At 53.5% G+C, this 17,184-nt stretch carries 17 protein-coding genes; 9 read left to right on the top strand and 8 right to left on the bottom strand.

Features of this window, described 5'->3' with window-relative positions; translation table 11 throughout:
* Positions 1 to 364: 364 nt before the first annotated feature.
* Complete coding sequence (locus APU11_RS11920) at positions 365 to 1,147, bottom strand: hypothetical protein (protein ID WP_048972742.1); 783 nt, start codon at positions 1,145 to 1,147, stop codon at positions 365 to 367.
* 170 nt (positions 1,148 to 1,317) lie between these two features.
* On the opposite strand from APU11_RS11920, the gene APU11_RS28865 reads away from it, so the two are divergent.
* The 8 genes from APU11_RS28865 to APU11_RS11880 all read left to right on the top strand — a co-directional run bounded on the left by APU11_RS28865 (position 1,318) and on the right by APU11_RS11880 (position 12,175).
* Positions 1,318 to 1,527: a hypothetical protein gene (locus tag APU11_RS28865; protein WP_048972741.1), complete on the top strand. Its 210-nt coding sequence runs from the start codon at positions 1,318 to 1,320 to the stop codon at positions 1,525 to 1,527.
* 802 nt (positions 1,528 to 2,329) lie between these two features.
* Complete coding sequence (tdcA, locus tag APU11_RS11910) at positions 2,330 to 3,250, top strand: transcriptional regulator TdcA (protein ID WP_038420683.1); 921 nt, start codon at positions 2,330 to 2,332, stop codon at positions 3,248 to 3,250.
* 119 nt (positions 3,251 to 3,369) lie between these two features.
* Entirely contained in the window at positions 3,370 to 4,359 is a 990-nt protein-coding gene (gene tdcB / locus APU11_RS11905) for a bifunctional threonine ammonia-lyase/L-serine ammonia-lyase TdcB (RefSeq protein ID WP_038983796.1), read from the top strand.
* 9 nt (positions 4,360 to 4,368) lie between these two features.
* Positions 4,369 to 5,700, top strand: coding sequence for a threonine/serine transporter TdcC (gene tdcC / locus APU11_RS11900; RefSeq protein WP_040021964.1), 1,332 nt, complete (start codon positions 4,369 to 4,371; stop codon positions 5,698 to 5,700).
* Between the two features lie 30 nt (positions 5,701 to 5,730).
* A complete protein-coding gene (gene tdcD, locus APU11_RS11895) occupies positions 5,731 to 6,939 on the top strand; it encodes a propionate kinase (RefSeq protein ID WP_058651408.1) in 1,209 nt (402 codons plus the stop codon).
* A gap of 15 nt (positions 6,940 to 6,954) precedes the next feature.
* Positions 6,955 to 9,249 (top strand): formate C-acetyltransferase, encoded by a 2,295-nt coding sequence (gene pflB, locus APU11_RS11890; protein WP_058651407.1) that lies wholly within the window; start codon positions 6,955 to 6,957, stop codon positions 9,247 to 9,249.
* Positions 9,250 to 9,520: 271 nt separating this feature from the next.
* The gene (locus tag APU11_RS11885) at positions 9,521 to 10,852 is read left to right on the top strand and encodes an amino acid permease (RefSeq protein WP_058651406.1); all 1,332 of its coding nucleotides are present in this window, start codon (positions 9,521 to 9,523) and stop codon (positions 10,850 to 10,852) included.
* Positions 10,853 to 10,873: 21 nt separating this feature from the next.
* Complete coding sequence (locus APU11_RS11880; RefSeq protein ID WP_058651405.1) at positions 10,874 to 12,175, top strand: serine dehydratase subunit alpha family protein; 1,302 nt, start codon at positions 10,874 to 10,876, stop codon at positions 12,173 to 12,175.
* Positions 12,176 to 12,237: 62 nt separating this feature from the next.
* Here the strand turns inward: APU11_RS11880 and APU11_RS11875 are convergent, their stop codons facing one another.
* Complete coding sequence (locus APU11_RS11875; RefSeq protein WP_013098873.1) at positions 12,238 to 12,939, bottom strand: pirin family protein; 702 nt, start codon at positions 12,937 to 12,939, stop codon at positions 12,238 to 12,240.
* 104 nt (positions 12,940 to 13,043) lie between these two features.
* Here APU11_RS11875 and APU11_RS11870 point away from each other — a divergent pair, with 104 nt between their 5' ends.
* Entirely contained in the window at positions 13,044 to 13,946 is a 903-nt protein-coding gene (locus tag APU11_RS11870) for a LysR family transcriptional regulator (protein ID WP_014885334.1), read from the top strand.
* 41 nt (positions 13,947 to 13,987) lie between these two features.
* Here APU11_RS11870 and APU11_RS11865 read toward each other — a convergent pair whose 3' ends face one another.
* From APU11_RS11865 to APU11_RS11840, 6 genes are all read right to left on the bottom strand, one after another.
* The gene (locus tag APU11_RS11865; RefSeq protein ID WP_013098871.1) at positions 13,988 to 14,353 is read right to left on the bottom strand and encodes a DUF805 domain-containing protein; all 366 of its coding nucleotides are present in this window, start codon (positions 14,351 to 14,353) and stop codon (positions 13,988 to 13,990) included.
* A 105-nt stretch (positions 14,354 to 14,458) separates the two neighbouring features.
* The gene (locus APU11_RS11860; protein ID WP_029883513.1) at positions 14,459 to 15,445 is read right to left on the bottom strand and encodes a glutathione S-transferase family protein; all 987 of its coding nucleotides are present in this window, start codon (positions 15,443 to 15,445) and stop codon (positions 14,459 to 14,461) included.
* Between the two features lie 72 nt (positions 15,446 to 15,517).
* Entirely contained in the window at positions 15,518 to 15,910 is a 393-nt protein-coding gene (locus APU11_RS11855) for a DoxX family protein (protein ID WP_013098869.1), read from the bottom strand.
* Between the two features lie 253 nt (positions 15,911 to 16,163).
* Positions 16,164 to 16,460, bottom strand: coding sequence for a YqjK-like family protein (locus APU11_RS11850; protein WP_058651404.1), 297 nt, complete (start codon positions 16,458 to 16,460; stop codon positions 16,164 to 16,166).
* Positions 16,457 to 16,855 carry a phage holin family protein gene (locus tag APU11_RS11845; RefSeq protein ID WP_013098867.1) on the bottom strand — a complete coding sequence of 133 codons (399 nt, stop codon included), beginning with the start codon at positions 16,853 to 16,855 and terminating at the stop codon, positions 16,457 to 16,459. The genes APU11_RS11850 and APU11_RS11845 overlap by 4 nt, the downstream gene beginning before the upstream one ends.
* A gap of 1 nt (position 16,856) precedes the next feature.
* Positions 16,857 to 17,162 carry a YqjD family protein gene (locus APU11_RS11840; protein ID WP_013098866.1) on the bottom strand — a complete coding sequence of 102 codons (306 nt, stop codon included), beginning with the start codon at positions 17,160 to 17,162 and terminating at the stop codon, positions 16,857 to 16,859.
* Positions 17,163 to 17,184: the final 22 nt, after the last annotated feature.

The following is a 17,184-nucleotide window of genomic DNA, read 5'->3' as shown; positions in this document are numbered from 1 at the left end:
CGCGATCAACAACCTGTTTGACTGCTTCAGTTTTAAACTCTTCAGGATAACGCTTACCGCTCATGGGCACCTCTCTTTAAGTCATCTTAAATGACTCTGAGGTGTCTGTTAAACGCGTGGCGATTCAGACAGTGGGTATATTACGACTGACCCAAACAAAACTGAACTAGATAACTTGGGGAACTTACCCAGATTTTAATCTGATATACAGAGCAACCAAGTTTGAAACCGCCTTACAAAGGCGGTTTTTTTGTTCACACTTTTAACATGCAAATCAATAATTAATGCAACGTCCGCTCCTGGCACTGAGCTGCCTGTCAGATTAGGTTTAGATCTGTGCCATTGCTGTGTCAGGTTAATACAACTAATTAAACGTACAGTTGCCGCCAGACGGAGCACCGATGAAAAGCTGCATCTTTTCGCAGATCACGGCGATCTTCTGCCCCTTTATCAGCTTCGACGCCTTCGTCTTTTCTGTATCAGACATACTCAGGCTGACGGGCATAAAGCGGTTACCACTTTCAAGTTTAAGAACAATATCATTCGCGAAATTTTTTGTTATGTCCTGAACAGTTCCGGTCACTTCCACCTTACGACCACCAATGTTGTCATCGGCTGCAACCTCGTTAGCTTTATACAGTTCTGCCAGGTCTTTCGCCGTAGTCCGATACACGCTTTCGTCAGACGATGTCGCCTTTGGTTTTACGACACCAGCTTGCTGGGCTATAGGCATTAACCCTGTAAGGGTGATCTTTCTAAAATCCTTCTGTATCAATGCGTAAGCACCAACACCACCGCAACTATCTATTCCAATTTTATCTTTCGTTGCCAGAATCATTTTCTGTTTCTTAGCATTTTTCAGCTTATCCCCCATCTCAGCCCCAAAGACGATTGAATTGTAAACGGCGTAGTAGCTTTCCGTGTCGGTAACCATTCCTTTGGTGGCGCTAGCGCTGATGGACTTGATGGCTCTATCAATGGAGTTCATTCCATCATCTGAAAGTACATGGTCGCAACTGGCTGTAACAAGCGTTTTGACATAAGCAGCCAGGTAATCAGGATATGGCTGTATTTCGCCCGAGACCGCTCCACTAGCTACGGATGAGAAAGCGCAGAACACCAGAGACAACCCAATAATTTTTTTCATGTTTCTTCCTGTATGCAAACTTGACCGTTAAAATTCATAATAGATTTTATCGATCGAAATTATATTATCGATCGTTTTTATAGATCAATAATCCACATACACAACCCGCCATGCACCCAACGGCGAAGTGGTAAGAAGTAGCGAACTTCATTCTAGAAAAGGACGAGAAAATGAAAGGTTATGTACTGATGCTATGCGGTTTGTTGTCCTCGTTTAGCGCCAGCGCAGGGCGCATAACTATAAGCAACCCCGAGCAGACAACCACGGCGAACGGGCAAACCTTGTGTATATATTCCAACAGCATTTACACTTTCACCTACGTCACCAAGTCAAAGTGCTGCCCCTATAACAGGACCTTCGATACGGCTGACGGCGAGTAGGGTCTCAGGACTTTAGTTGCGATACAAAATGGGATACAGTCTGCGACACACGACAACCCCAGCGCCGCAGATGCCTGACGTATGGTTGAACGAAGCCGCCTTATCGGTCAGCTTCAACTTCTTAGAGAACCCCGCTTCGGCGGGGTTTTTGCTTAATGGGGCATGTACGCAGGTTAAGCGCAGCGCCACCCGGCCCCCAAACGACACCAATTCTCATATTTGCGACATTAAGCACATTTCACTGTTTTCTCCATTCATTGCCGCTCTGCTGTCTAATCCTGATCGTTATCACAAAATTTACCGCTAAAAAATCCTGAATTCTGAGTATGATTAATTTGTTATGAATGTTAAATGGATGATCCAGAATGTTTTCTTATTTGATATGAATATTTTGAAATTAAAAACATTCACCCTAAGAATGTGTGACGTATTCCACTCTTTCCCGAACCTCTGTCAAATTACGCCCGTAAATTTCGAAAAACTGAAAGAATGTTTCACATGAATAATGGCTATTTATTGTTCTTTAATTGCCTGAAAGATAGTCTTTATTGATTTTTTAAACGCAGCAAAATTTATCCGGGTTATCGCCATAAAATAAATTTATTACCGCCATTTTTGTTGATCAATATCAGCGTAATAGCGTATTTGGTTGGTTGTATTTTATTGATTTAAAAGGTTTTTAATGAGGTTTGGTAGTTGCTGGTAAGGGTGTGAAAAGGCAAATTGTGAGTAACAGCACATACCCCCTGAAACAATATTGAGTAGAATCCACCCCGTCATAGGGAAATAAGCGCAGAATATTATGAACACTATTATTCTACCGAAAACACAGCACCTCGTGGTATTTCAGGAAGTCATTAAAAGTGGCTCCATAGGTTCTGCAGCAAGACAACTGGGTCTGACGCAACCCGCCGTCAGCAAAATTATCAGTGACATCGAATCTTACTTCGGTGTGGAAGTGATGGTACGTAAAAACACGGGCGTAAAACTGACGGCGGCGGGCCAGGTTCTGCTCTCGTACTCAGAGTCGATCACTCGTGAGATGAAAAACATGGTGAGCGAGATTAACAGCCTCAGTTTTAGCACCGTCATGGACGTCTCGTTTGGTTATCCCTCGCTGATTGGCTTCACGTTCCTCTCTGAAATGATCAAAAAATTCAAGGAAGTGTTCCCGAAAGCGCGGGTCTCCATGTATGAAGCGCAGCTCTCTTCTTTCCTTCCGGCCATTCGTGACGGGCGGCTGGACTTTGCCATTGGCACGCTGAGTGATGAAATGCTGCTGCAGGATCTGCATGTCGAGCCGCTGTTCGAGTCTGAATTTGTGCTGGTGGTCAGCAAATCACGAACGTGCACCGCCCCGACGACACTGGCATCGCTCACCTATGAGCAGTGGGTGATGCCGCAAACCGACATGGGCTACTACAAAGAACTTCTGACCACCCTGCAAGACAACCACATCAGTATTGAAAACATCGTCCAGACCGATTCCGTCGTCACCATTTATAACCTTGTCCTCAATGCCGACTACCTGACGGTGATCCCCCGCGACATGATTGCGCCGTTCGGTTCAGACCAGTTTATTGTGCTGCCAGTGGAAGATGAATTACCGGTGGCACGCTATGCCGCCGTGTGGTCCAAAAATTACAGAATTAAAAAATCAGCGTCAGTGTTAGTTGAGCTGGCGAAACAATATGCGTCACTGACCAGTGAACGACGACGATGAATAATTAATTTCCAAATAAGTACTGCCTATTTTTTGAAAAACACCCCAGAGCTTATTTTAGCTGTGCTCTGATACCCTGACTTTGCCCGAAAAGAATGAATTATTATAACGAGGATATTATGCATATTACCTACGATCTCCCGGTAACCATTGAAGATATTCAGGACGCCAGAAAACGACTGGCAGGAAAGATATATAAAACCGGCATGCCGCGCTCGAATTATCTCAGCGAACGCTGTAAGGGTGAAATCTTTCTGAAGTTTGAAAATATGCAGCGTACCGGCTCCTTCAAAATTCGCGGCGCGTTTAATAAATTAAGCTCGCTGACCGATGCTGAAAGACGTAAAGGGGTTGTGGCCTGCTCTGCGGGAAACCATGCGCAGGGCGTCTCCCTTTCCTGTGCCATGCTCGGCATCGACGGCAAAGTGGTGATGCCGATGGGCGCGCCAAAATCCAAAGTTGCCGCCACGCGTGACTACTCGGCGGAAGTGGTGCTGCACGGCGAGAACTTCAACGACACGATCGCCAAAGTGAGCGAAATCGTTGAGATGGAAGGGCGTATTTTTATCCCGCCTTACGATGACCCGAAAGTGATCGCCGGCCAGGGCACGATCGGCCTCGAAATTCTCGAAGATTTATACGATGTGGATAACGTCATTGTGCCCATCGGCGGTGGCGGGTTAATTGCTGGCATCGCAACGGCAATAAAATCGATTAACCCGACCATTAATATTATCGGCGTACAGTCTGAAAACGTTCACGGCATGGCGGCGTCGTATCAGGCGGGTGAAATTATTAACCATCGGGTTACCGGCACATTAGCAGACGGCTGCGACGTTTCTCGTCCGGGTAAATTAACCTTCGAAATTGTTCGTGAATTAGTCGACGACATTGTGCTGGTCAGCGAGGACGATATTCGCAACAGCATGATTGCGTTAATTCAGCGAAACAAAGTGGTGACCGAAGGGGCGGGGGCACTGGCCTGCGCGGCGTTATTAAGCGGCAAGCTCGACCATTATATTCAGGGGCGCAAAACCGTCTGCATTATTTCCGGCGGCAATATCGATCTCTCTCGTGTTTCCCAAATTACCGGCTTCGTTGACGCATAAGGATGACCTATGAGCAACACTGAAAGCATTATCGTTGGCCAGACAAAAACGTCCTCCTGGCGTAAGTCAGACACCACCTGGACGCTGGGATTGTTTGGTACCGCCATTGGCGCAGGCGTGCTGTTCTTCCCTATACGTGCAGGTTTCGGCGGCTTGATCCCTATCCTGCTGATGCTGCTTCTCGCGTTCCCGATTGCGTTCTACTGCCACCGCGCGCTGGCGCGTCTGTGCCTGTCCGGTAGCAACGTTTCCGGCAATATCACCGAAACGGTGGAGGAGCATTTTGGTAAAACAGGCGGAGTGGTCATCACGTTCCTCTACTTCTTCGCCATTTGCCCGCTGCTGTGGATTTACGGCGTCACCATTACCAACACCTTTATGACCTTCTGGGAAAACCAGCTCCAGATGCCGGCGCTAAACCGCGGCGTGGTGGCGCTGTTCCTGCTGCTGCTGATGGCCTTTGTGATCTGGTTCGGTAAAGACCTGATGGTGAAGGTCATGAGCTATCTGGTATTCCCGTTTATCGCCAGTCTGGTGCTGATTTCCCTGTCGCTGATCCCTTACTGGAACTCGGCGGTGATCGACCAGGTTAACCTGAGCGATATCGCCTTCACCGGCCATGACGGCATACTGGTGACGGTGTGGCTGGGGATCTCCATCATGGTCTTCTCCTTTAACTTCTCGCCGATTGTCTCCTCGTTTGTGGTCTCCAAGCGCGAAGAGTACGAACCGGAGTTCGGTAAAGAATTCACCGAGCAGAAATGTTCCAGAATCATCGGCCGCGCCAGCCTGCTGATGGTCGCCGTGGTGATGTTCTTCGCCTTTAGCTGCCTGTTTACGCTCTCTCCGCAAAACATGGCTGATGCCAAAGCGCAGAACATTCCGGTGCTTTCTTATCTGGCGAACCATTTTGCGTCGATGTCAGGCACCAAATCGACGTTTGCGACGGTGCTGGAATACGGCGCCTCTATCATCGCGCTGGTCGCAATCTTCAAATCTTTCTTCGGCCACTATCTGGGCACGCTGGAAGGGCTGAACGGCCTGATCCTGAAGTTCGGGTACAAGGGCGATAAGAAGAAAGTCTCGGTGGGCAAACTGAACACCATCAGCATGGTCTTCATCATGGGCTCCACCTGGGTTGTCGCGTATGCCAACCCGAACATTCTGGACCTTATTGAGGCCATGGGAGCACCCATCATCGCTTCTCTGCTGTGTCTGTTGCCGATGTATGCCATCCGCAAAGCCCCGGCAATGGCGAAGTATAAGGGCAGACCCGAGAACATCTTCGTCACCGTTGTCGGTCTGCTGACCATTCTGAACATCGTTTACAAACTGTTCTAAATCAATGCTCAGGAAGAGCGGAGTCACACCATGATTGAGTTTCCGGTTGTACTGGTTATTAACTGCGGTTCGTCCTCTGTTAAGTTTTCAGTGCTCGATGCCAGCAGCTGCTATGCCCTGATGACGGGCATTGCCGACGGTATCAACACTGAAAAAGCCTTTATTTCCGTGAACGGGAGTGAGCCAGCCACACTGGCTCACCATGACTACGAAGGGGCGCTGGCTGCCATCGCCCTGGAGCTGGAGAAGCGTGACCTGATGAGCAGCGTGGCCTTAATTGGCCACCGCATTGCCCACGGCGGTGAACGCTTCAGCGAGTCGACCCTTATCACGGAGCAGGTTATCAATGAGATCCGCCAGGTTTCTTCTCTGGCACCACTGCACAACTACGCCAACTTAAGCGGTGTGGAAGCGGCGGAACGCCTGTTCCCGAACGTTCAGCAGGTGGCGGTGTTTGACACCAGTTTCCATCAGACGCTGCCGCCGCAGGCGTATCTTTACGGGTTGCCGTACCGCTATTTTGAGGAGCTGGGCGTGCGGCGCTACGGTTTTCACGGTACTTCCCACCGCTACGTTGCCGGGCAGGCGCATGCGCTTCTCGGGCTTTCGCCGGACGACAGCGGGTTAGTGATTGCCCACCTGGGTAATGGCGCGTCGATTTGCGCGGTTCGTAATGGCAAAAGCGTCGATACCTCGATGGGGATGACGCCGCTGGAAGGGCTGATGATGGGCACGCGCTGTGGCGACGTGGATTTTGGCGCGATGGCGTGGATTGCCCAGCAAACCGGCCAGTCGTTCGAGGATCTGGAGCGTGTGGTTAACAAAGAATCTGGCTTGCTGGGGATCTCCGGAATTTCCGCCGATCTCAGGACGCTGGAAAAAGCCTGGCGCGAGGGAAATCCGCGGGCGCAGCTGGCGATAAACACCTTTGTGCACCGCATTGCACGGCATATCGCCGGACACGCGGCGTCGCTGCATCGCCTGGACGGGGTGGTGTTTACCGGAGGGATTGGCGAGAACTCTACGCTCATCCGCAGGCTGGTAGCAGAACATCTCAAGGTCTTTGGCCTCATCCTCGACGAGACCCGCAACGCCCTGCCTGGCAGCGCGGGTGAACGCATCATCAGCGCCGATACGTCCCGCGTGGCGTGTGCGGTGATCCCTACCAATGAAGAAAAAATGATCGCGCTGGACGCCCTCCGTCTTGGGAAGGTTACCCCGGCTGCGGCTTACGCCTGACAGAGCGAGAATCTCATGAAAGTAACGATTGATACGCGCGTTGCGCCCTACAGCGACGCATGGGCCGGGTTTCGCGGTGAAGAATGGAAAGACGCCGTTAACGTGCGCGATTTTATTCAGCATAACTACACCCCTTATGAAGGCGACGAAACTTTCCTCGCGCAGGCGACGCCAGCAACGACGGCGCTGTGGCAAAAGGTGATGGTGGGGATTCGCCAGGAAAATGCCACCCACGCCCCGGTGGATTTCGATACCAACATCGCCACCACCATTACCGCTCACGGACCGGGCTATATCGACCGGGAGCTGGAGACCATCGTCGGCCTGCAAACCGATAAGCCGCTCAAGCGCGCCCTGCATCCGTATGGTGGGATCAACATGATCCGCAGCTCGTTCGAAGCCTACGGCCGCGAGATGGATCCGCAGTTCGAATACCTGTTTACCGACCTGCGTAAAACCCATAACCAGGGCGTGTTTGACGTCTACTCGCCGGAGATGATGCGTTGCCGTAAATCGGGCGTACTGACCGGGCTGCCGGACGGCTACGGACGCGGGCGCATCATCGGCGACTACCGCCGCGTGGCGCTGTACGGCATCAGCTATCTGGTGCGTGAGCGTGAACTGCAGTTCGCGGATCTGCAGCCGAGACTGGAACGCGGCGAGGATCTGGAGGCGACGATCCGCCTGCGCGAAGAGCTGGCGGAGCATAAGCGTGCGCTGCTGCAGATCCAGCAGATGGCGGCGAACTACGGCTTTGATATCTCGCGTCCGGCGATGAACGCGCAGGAAGCGGTGCAGTGGCTGTACTTTGCCTACCTGGCCGCAGTGAAATCCCAGAACGGTGGGGCGATGTCGCTGGGGCGTACCGCGTCATTCCTCGATATCTACATTGAACGCGATATGCAGGCCGGACGCCTTAGCGAGGTACAGGCCCAGGAGCTGATCGACCACTTCATCATGAAGATCCGCATGGTGCGTTTCCTGCGTACGCCGGAGTTCGACACGCTCTTCTCTGGCGATCCGATTTGGGCGACAGAGGTGATCGGCGGGATGGGGCTGGACGGCCGCACGCTGGTGACCAAAAACAGCTTCCGCTACCTGCACACGCTGCACACCATGGGGCCTGCGCCAGAGCCAAACCTGACGATCCTGTGGTCTGAACAACTGCCGATCGCGTTCAAGAAATACGCCGCGCAGGTCTCGATTGTCACCTCGTCGCTGCAGTATGAGAACGACGATCTGATGCGTGCCGACTTCAACAGCGACGACTACGCCATTGCCTGCTGCGTCAGCCCGATGGTGATCGGCAAGCAGATGCAGTTCTTTGGTGCCCGCGCCAACCTCGCCAAAACGCTGCTGTATGCGATCAACGGCGGGGTGGATGAGAAGCTGAAGATCCAGGTCGGGCCGAAAACCGCGCCGCTGCTGGACGAGGTGCTGGACTACGACACCGTGATGGCGAGCCTGGATCACTTTATGGACTGGCTGGCGGTACAGTACATCAGCGCGCTGAATCTCATTCACTACATGCATGATAAGTACAGCTACGAAGCCTCGCTGATGGCGCTGCACGATCGGGACGTCTACCGCACCATGGCCTGCGGTATCGCCGGACTGTCGGTGGCCGCCGATTCCCTGTCGGCCATTAAATATGCGACGGTGAAACCGGTGCGCGACCATACCGGTCTGGCGGTCGATTTTGTCATTGAAGGGGTTTATCCGCAGTACGGTAACAACGACGATCGCGTGGACAGCATCGCCTGTGACCTGGTGGAGCGCTTTATGAAGAAGATTCAGGCGTTACCAACCTATCGTAACGCGGTGCCGACCCAGTCGATCCTGACCATCACCTCGAACGTGGTGTACGGCCAGAAGACCGGCAACACGCCAGACGGACGCCGGGGCGGCACGCCGTTTGCGCCGGGTGCCAACCCAATGCACGGACGTGACAGAAAAGGGGCAGTGGCGTCGTTAACCTCGGTTGCCAAGTTGCCGTTCACCTACGCCAAGGATGGGATCTCTTACACTTTCTCCATCGTGCCGCAGGCGCTGGGCAAGGACGAGCTGGTACGCAAAACCAACCTTGTGGGGCTGCTGGACGGGTACTTCCACCATGAAACAGCCATCGAGGGCGGGCAGCATCTGAACGTCAACGTCATGAACCGGGAAATGCTGCTGGATGCCATTGAGCACCCGGAAAATTACCCGAACCTGACGATCCGCGTTTCGGGGTATGCGGTGCGGTTTAATGCCCTGACGCGCGAGCAGCAGCAGGATGTGATTTCAAGGACGTTTACGCAGGCGATGTAATCCAGGCTAAGGCTGGGCCTCCCCTTTGGGGAGGCTTTTAATTTCGTGAATGCCATCACGTTTAGAAAATATCCACCTTATTGAGTATTTCAAAAGCAAATCTTCCTCCAGCATTAGAAAAGCCCTATTTATTTTGTGACTTTTTTCTCCCTCTCTCCGGCTATGATTTTCTCACACTAACAACAAGCACCTGCACTCTCTGACTCGCCATCGCTGGCGAACGGAAACCTATAAAAATTAATCAGTTACCCTACAAAAAAGCGAGTGCCTTATGGATACGGCTACAAACAGCAGTGTGATTGTGAATGATTCCCCCGCGGCTAGGCGGGCGGGAATGCGTGAGAGCGAATGGCGCGAGGCGATCAAGTTCGACAGTACCGATACGGGCTGGGTCATCATGAGTATCGGGATGGCCATCGGCGCGGGGATTGTTTTTCTCCCGGTGCAGGTCGGATTAATGGGGCTGTGGGTCTTTTTGCTCTCGTCCGTGATTGGATATCCGGCGATGTATTTATTCCAGCGCCTGTTTATTAATACGCTGGCGGAATCACCGGAATGCAAAGATTATCCGAGCGTCATTAGCGGATATCTCGGGAAAAACTGGGGCATCTTATTAGGCGCACTCTATTTTGTGATGCTGGTCATCTGGATGTTTGTCTATTCCACCGCCATTACCAACGACAGCGCCTCTTATTTGCAGACCTTTGGCGTTACCGACGGGCTACTCTCAGAAAACCCGTTCTACGGGTTAGTGCTGATCTGTATTCTGGTGGCCATCTCTTCCCGCGGTGAAAAGCTGCTGTTTAAAGTCTCCAGCCTGATGGTGTTGACCAAGCTATTTGTGGTTGCCGCGCTGGGCTTGTCGATGATTGGCCTCTGGCATTTAGCCAACGTAGGCATGCTGCCGCCGATGGGGCTGCTGATTAAAAATGCCATCATTACGCTTCCCTTTACCTTAACCTCCATTCTGTTTATTCAGACCTTAAGCCCGATGGTGATCTCCTACCGTTCACGGGAAAAGTCCGTTGAGGTGGCGCGTCATAAAGCGCTGCGCGCCATGAATATCGCCTTTGGCGTGCTGTTTGTGACGGTATTCTTCTACGCCGTCTCCTTCACGCTGGCGATGGGGCACGATGAAGCGGTAAAAGCCTATGAGCAGAACATCTCTGCCCTGGCGATTGCGGCGCAGTTTATCAGCGGAGAGGGTGCGGGCTGGGTCAAAATCGTCAGCGTGATCCTCAATATCTTTGCTGTTATGACGGCCTTCTTCGGCGTCTATCTTGGCTTTCGCGAGGCCACGCAGGGCATCGTGATGAACATCCTGCGTCGCAAAATGTCGGCAGAGAAAATCAATGAAAACACCGTGCAGCGCGGGATTATGCTGTTCGCCATCCTGCTGGCCTGGAGCGCGATTGTGTTAAACGCGCCGGTGTTGAGCTTCACCTCCATTTGCAGCCCCATCTTCGGCATGGTGGGCTGCCTGATCCCTGCATGGCTGGTCTACAAGGTACCCGCCCTGCATAAATATAAAGGCGTATCACTGGTGATTATCATCATTACCGGGCTCCTGCTTTGTGTTTCTCCTTTCCTCGCATTCTCCTGAGGAGCAATTAAGGTCGTAACGATGTCTGAGCAAACTAACCCTTTATGGAATCATTTTATTCGCGCGGTGCAGGAAGAGGTTAAACCTGCGTTGGGGTGCACTGAACCTATCTCTCTGGCGCTGGCCTGTGCGATAGCCGCTGAGCACCTGCCCGGTGAGGTAACGCGCATTGAAGCATGGGTATCGCCCAATCTGATGAAAAATGGGCTTGGCGTAACGGTACCCGGCACCGGCATGGTCGGGCTACCCATTGCGGCGGCGCTGGGAGCGACGGGCGGGAATGCCCGCGCCGGGCTGGAGGTGCTAAAAGGGGCGTCAGCCGATGCGCTGGAACGCGCCAAAGCCCTGCTCAATGCGGGTCAGGTCCAGGTGAAACTGCAGGTGCCGTGCGAGGAAATCCTCTATTCGCGCGCCTGTGTTTATGCCGGAGAGGCCTCGGCCATGGTGACCATCGCAGGCGGGCATACTCGCGTGGTGGAGGTGGTCTGTGAGGGCGAAACACGCTTCACCCGTGATGAACAGCCGGGAGAGGCGGGTGACGATCCGCTGGAGGTGTTCTCTCACACCACGCTGTCGGCGATCCTCACGTTCGTGGAGCAGGTTCCGTGTGAGGCGATCCGCTTTATTCTGCAGGCGGGGCAGCTTAACGATGCCCTTTCTCGTGAAGGGCTGAGCGGAAAATGGGGGCTGCATATTGGCGCGACGCTGAATAAGCAGCGTACGCGCGGATGGATGGCGAAGGATGTTGGCTCGGACATTGTTATCCGCACCAGCGCGGCCTCTGACGCCCGAATGGGCGGTGCTACGCTTCCGGCAATGAGCAATTCAGGGTCCGGCAATCAGGGGATCACCGCCACCATGCCGGTAGTGGTTGTGGCGGAGCACGTTCAGGCTGATGAGGAACGGCTGGCCAGAGCGCTGATGCTGTCCCATCTTTCGGCGATCTATATCCACGCCCAGCTTCCGCGCCTGTCGGCGCTGTGCGCTGCGACAACCGCAGCGATGGGGGCGGCAGGCGGCATGGCCTGGCTGATGGGGGGAAACTATCAAACGATCGCGATGGCCATCAGCAGCATGATCGGTGACGTCAGTGGGATGATTTGCGACGGCGCTTCAAACAGTTGTGCCATGAAAGTCTCAACCAGCGTCAGCAGCGCCTGGAAAGCGGTGATGATGGCGCTGGATGAGTCTGCCGTGACGGGCAATGAAGGGATTGTGGCGCACGATGTGGAGCAGTCTATCTCTAACCTGTGCGCGTTAGCGTGCCGCTCAATGCAGGCAACGGACCGGCAGATTATTGAGATTATGGCGAGTAAGGTGTAGCGAGTTCAGGTGCTCGATCGGTTCCCTCTCCCTGTGGGAGAGGGTTAGGATGAGGGCATTCTCTACACCGGCAAATCAATCAGCAGCGCACGCAGCGGCGTATCGGCCACCAGCGTAATATTCGCTTCATCACGAATAAACGCCCCGTCGCCGCAGGTGAGCGCCTCTTTCTCTTCCGTGTGCGTTACCGCATGCACCGTACCGTGAATCGATTGCAGGTAGGCGCGCGGGCCATGAAGCTGGAAGCTCGCCTGTTCACCTTTCTTCAGTTCAATATGGTGCAGCCACACCTGCTGACGCAGTTGCAGGCTGCCTTTGCTCCCGTCCGGAGAAGCGATCAGCTGTTGCTTTTCGCTCTGCAGATCGATTTTTTGCACCAGCGGATTTTCCCGCTCAGGGCAGGCATCCAGCCACAGCTGCATGCGGGTCAGCGTTTTGTCTTTGCTGAGATTATGCTCGCTATAGCTAATGCCCGGCTGCGTGGAAATTAACAGCGCTTCGCCAGCCTTTGCCTGGACATGATTGCCCTCGCTATCGCGGTATTCTGCCTCGCCTTCCAGGATCAGGTTCAGGATATCGACTTTCGGATACGTACGCGGCTGGAAGGAGGCGCCCGGGGCGAGCACTTCCTGATTTAACACGCGCAGTGAAGCGTAACCGAGGAGTTTAGGGTCAAAGTAGTGTCCAAAGGAAAAGGTGTAGCGGGCCTGCAGCCAACCGAAATCGGCTTGTCCGCACTGTTTAGCTGTTCTTGTCGTAATCATAAACTTGACCTCTCTTTACACTAAAACAATGGTAAAGGTATGGACGCTTCATTGTTAGCCAGATATTCTGCCCGGTATGTTCAAATTTCCTGAATGAGAACGAGATGGCTAAAGAGAGAGCATTGACGCTTGAGGCGCTTCGCGTCATGGACGCGATTGACAGGCGTGGCAGCTTTGCCGCCGCGGCAGATGAACTGGGGCGCGTTCCGTCTGCGCTCAGCTATACCATGCAAAAGCTGGAGGAAGAGCTGGACGTGGTGCTCTTTGACCGTTCCGGTCATCGAACAAAATTCACGAACGTTGGACGGATGCTGCTGGAACGTGGTCGCGTACTGCTGGAAGCGGCGGATAAACTGACGACGGACGCCGAGGCGCTGGCACGCGGCTGGGAAACCCACCTGACGCTGGTCACTGAGGCTCTGGTGCCTACCGAGGCGTTATTCCCGCTGGTAGACAGGCTGGCAGACAAAGCGAATACGCAGCTTTCAATCATCACCGAGGTGCTGGCAGGCGCGTGGGAGCGTCTGGAGACGGGCAGGGCGGATATCGTGATTGCGCCGGATATGCACTTCCGTTCATCGTCTGAGATCAACTCCCGTAAACTCTACAGCGTGATGAACGTTTACGTCGCCGCGCCAAATCACCCGATTCACCAGGAGCCGGAGCCGCTTTCTGAAGTGACGCGCGTGAAGTACAGGGGCGTGGCGGTTGCGGATACCGCGCGTGAACGTCCGGTGCTAACGGTGCAGTTGCTGGATAAACAGCCGCGTCTGACGGTCACATCGCTGGAAGATAAGCGCCAGGCATTGCTGGCAGGACTGGGCGTGGCGACCATGCCGTATCCGTTTGTTGAAAAAGATATTGCTGAAGGGCGCCTGCGCGTCGTCAGCCCGGAGTACACCAGCGAAGTGGATATCATTATGGCGTGGCGTCGCGACAGCATGGGCGAAGCGAAATCGTGGTGTTTGCGAGAAATTCCAAAGCTCTTTGCGCATCACAACAAATAAAAGAGTAAGCCCGATGTGCCTAAGCGCCATCGGGCATAAATTTACGCGCCGATCTTCGGATCCGGACCAAAGCGGTTTTCACCCGGCGTCCCGCTCTGACAGTTGAAGATTAAAATCACAATCCACCCCACTACCGGGATTAACAGCAGCAGTAACCACCAGGCGGAACGATCCGTGTCGTGAAGCCGGCGGAACTGTACGGCCCAGGACGGCAGAAGAATAAAGATGGCATAAATCGATGTAAGGACGCCTTCCCCACTCGCCCACTCCCAGCCCAGAATTTTATCCACGATGCTCAGCACCAGAGCAAAAATGAAGTTCACCAGAATGAACATCCAGTACTCTTTGCGGCGCGCGCGGCCACCAAATCCAATGTAGTTGCGCAGTACGTTTAAATACCAATCCATTTCCTTGCCTCATTTATCAGTCAATCACTTGTTTTCTAAGCGATCGAGGTAAGGATAGATGGAGATTGTGAATTAAAAAAGGGCATCTCACGATGCCCTTAATATTTATCCAAAACGAACGTCGCGCCCGTGGGGTTCATTCAGATCCTGCCACGGCCCGATGGAGATAATACCCGTCGGGTTAATGGTTTTGTGGCTGCGGAAATAGTGGGTGCGGATATGGTCAAAATCGACCGTTTCGGCAATTCCCGGCATCTGGTAGATGTCGCGCAGGAAACCATACAAGTTCAGATAATCGCTGATGCGGTGTTTGTCACACTTAAAGTGGGTGACATAGACCGGATCAAAACGAACCAGCGTCGTCCACAGGCGGATATCCGCTTCCGTCAGACGATCGCCCGTCAAATAGCGGTGCTGGCCGAGGATCTGCTCCAGACGCTCAAGAGATTCAAAGACTTTTCCAACCGCTTCGTCGTAGGCTTCCTGGCTGGTGGCAAAACCGGCCTTGTAAACGCCGTTATTAACGTTGTCGTAAATCCAGCTGTTCAGCTCATCGATTTTGTCTCGCAGCTCAACCGGATAGTAATCCCCGGCGCGCGCGCCATGGGCGTCGAAGGCGGTGTTGAACATGCGGATGATCTCCGCAGACTCATTGCTGACAATCGTCTGGTTTTTCTTATCCCACAGAACCGGTACGGTGACGCGCCCGGTGTAGTGCGGGTCGGCGCGCAGATAAAGCTGGTAGAGGAAATCGTGATGATACAGTTCATCACCCGTCGCAGCAGGGAAATCACGGTCGAACGTCCAGCCGTTTTCCAGCATTAGCGGGTTCACCACCGACACCGGAATTAAGGATTCGAGGCCTTTCAGCTTGCGCACAATCAGCGTGCGGTGCGCCCATGGGCAGGCGAGGGAAACATAGAGGTGATAACGATCTTTCTCGGCCGCAAAGCCACCTTCGCCACTCGGGCCGGCAGCACCATCGGCGGTAAGCCAGTTACGGAAGGCCGAAACAGAGCGCTTGAAGCGTCCACCGGTGGATTTGGTGTCATACCAGACATCCTGCCAGACGCCGTCTACGAGTTGTCCCATTTTTTTCTCCTCCGTCAGATAGCAAAAGCGAGGAGAGGTCTCCTCGCTTTGTGTTTATTCAGTATAGCGTGCTTACCATTTCTTATTCAGAACGCGGTCGATGCTGTATGCGCCCGGGCCGGTGACAGCCAGCAGCAGGAAGCCACCCGCGATGGTCAGGTTTTTCATGAACATCAGGGAGTTCACGCCTTCAGCAAAGTTGCTGTGGAAGATGAACGCCGTCAGTAGGGTGAAGCCCGCAGTAAACAGCGCGGTGGTACGGGTCAGGAAGCCGAACAGTACCGCCAGGCCGCCGCCGAACTCAAGCAGAATGGTCAGTGGCAGCATGAAGCCCGGAACGCCCATGGCTTCCATATACTGCTGGGTACCCGCATAACCGGTGATTTTGCCCCAACCTGCAACGATGAACAGAATTGGCATCAGAATACGTGCTACCAGTACACCAACATCTTCTAATTTTTTCATTTTACTCTCCAGGAAACCACATCAGCGGCTGAACATTATTTGTCTGCAAATTCGGGTAGATACCGCGTCTTTGCTGTCGATGGAGAGCATCATAAACGTGACGGTTGGCGATTGTTAGCAAGGAAAACTGTCAATCTTTTTCAAAGATATTGAGTAAGGGCATGTGCGCGCTGTTGCCCTCACCCCAACCCTCTCCCACAGGGAGAGGGCGTAAAAACAAAAAACGGTAACCAGGGTTACCGTTTTGCTTTTATCACCGAAGCTGCTGCTGGCGAATCGTCGCTTTCACCAGGCGCCAGGCGCTCCAGGCACCAAAGCCGCGTCGGGCCCAACGGATCAGCATATTCGGATGACGGATCGTCCAGATTGCCATCACACTGCTGCCAACCAGAGCCCAGGAACGCAGGCTCAGGAAGGTGTTCCAGCCACGGTCAAACCGACGCGTCGCGTCAACCCAGTCGCGACGGCTGGCAGACAGATCCAGCCGTTGCTGCTGGATCTGACTTAACAGAAAGGCTTTTCGCTTTTCACGTTCGGCTTTATCGCTCACGGCTTGTCATCCTCCAGCAGAGCGCGATCGTTCGCCAGCTCCTGGCGCGTATGGCGCAGGAAAGTGGACTTACGCGCTTTGCGCATCGTCCAGATACCGCCAATCAGTGCTGCAACCAGCAAAACGACGGTGGTGGCAATCATCGCGTTGAGTCGATATTGCGGATCGATGGCCCAGATGATGAGTACCATCAGGCTCATCAGACCAAACGCGGCGAAGAGCATGGTCAGTCCGAGCATCAGCAGCATCTGGAAGAGGTTGGCTTTCTCCTCTTCCAGCTCTACCACTGCCAGCCGGACGCGCGTTTCGGCAATCCCGACCAGCGTCGTTAAGATACGCTGGCCGATGCCGAGGACGTTGTTAGCAGGCCCTTGTGCGTGACGAGGATCTTCCATATCAACGACGCGTCAGCAGTACGCCCAGTACCACACCGATTGCGGCACCAATACCGACACCCGTCCACGGATTATCGCGAACATATTCGTCAGCACGCGCTGCGGCTTCACGGGTCTGTTTTGCCAGCGCATCACCGGTTTCACCCAGGCGATAACGGCTCTCTTTCAGCGCTTGCTCCGCTTTACTGCGCAATTTGCTGACCTCTTCTTTTGACTTATCGGCGGAGGAGTTCAGCACCTCTTCAAGGGTGTCAGCCAGGGATTTCAGTTCAGCGCGCAGATGTTCAGACGTCGTATCTTTTGACATGATTTTCTCCTGTTGAGATTTC

It is taken from the genome of Enterobacter sp. 50793107, assembly GCF_001463365.1.
GTDB lineage: Bacteria > Pseudomonadota > Gammaproteobacteria > Enterobacterales > Enterobacteriaceae > Enterobacter > Enterobacter cloacae.
Note: the sequence above shows the minus strand (reverse complement) of the source record. Positions and strands in the feature narration are given on the sequence as shown.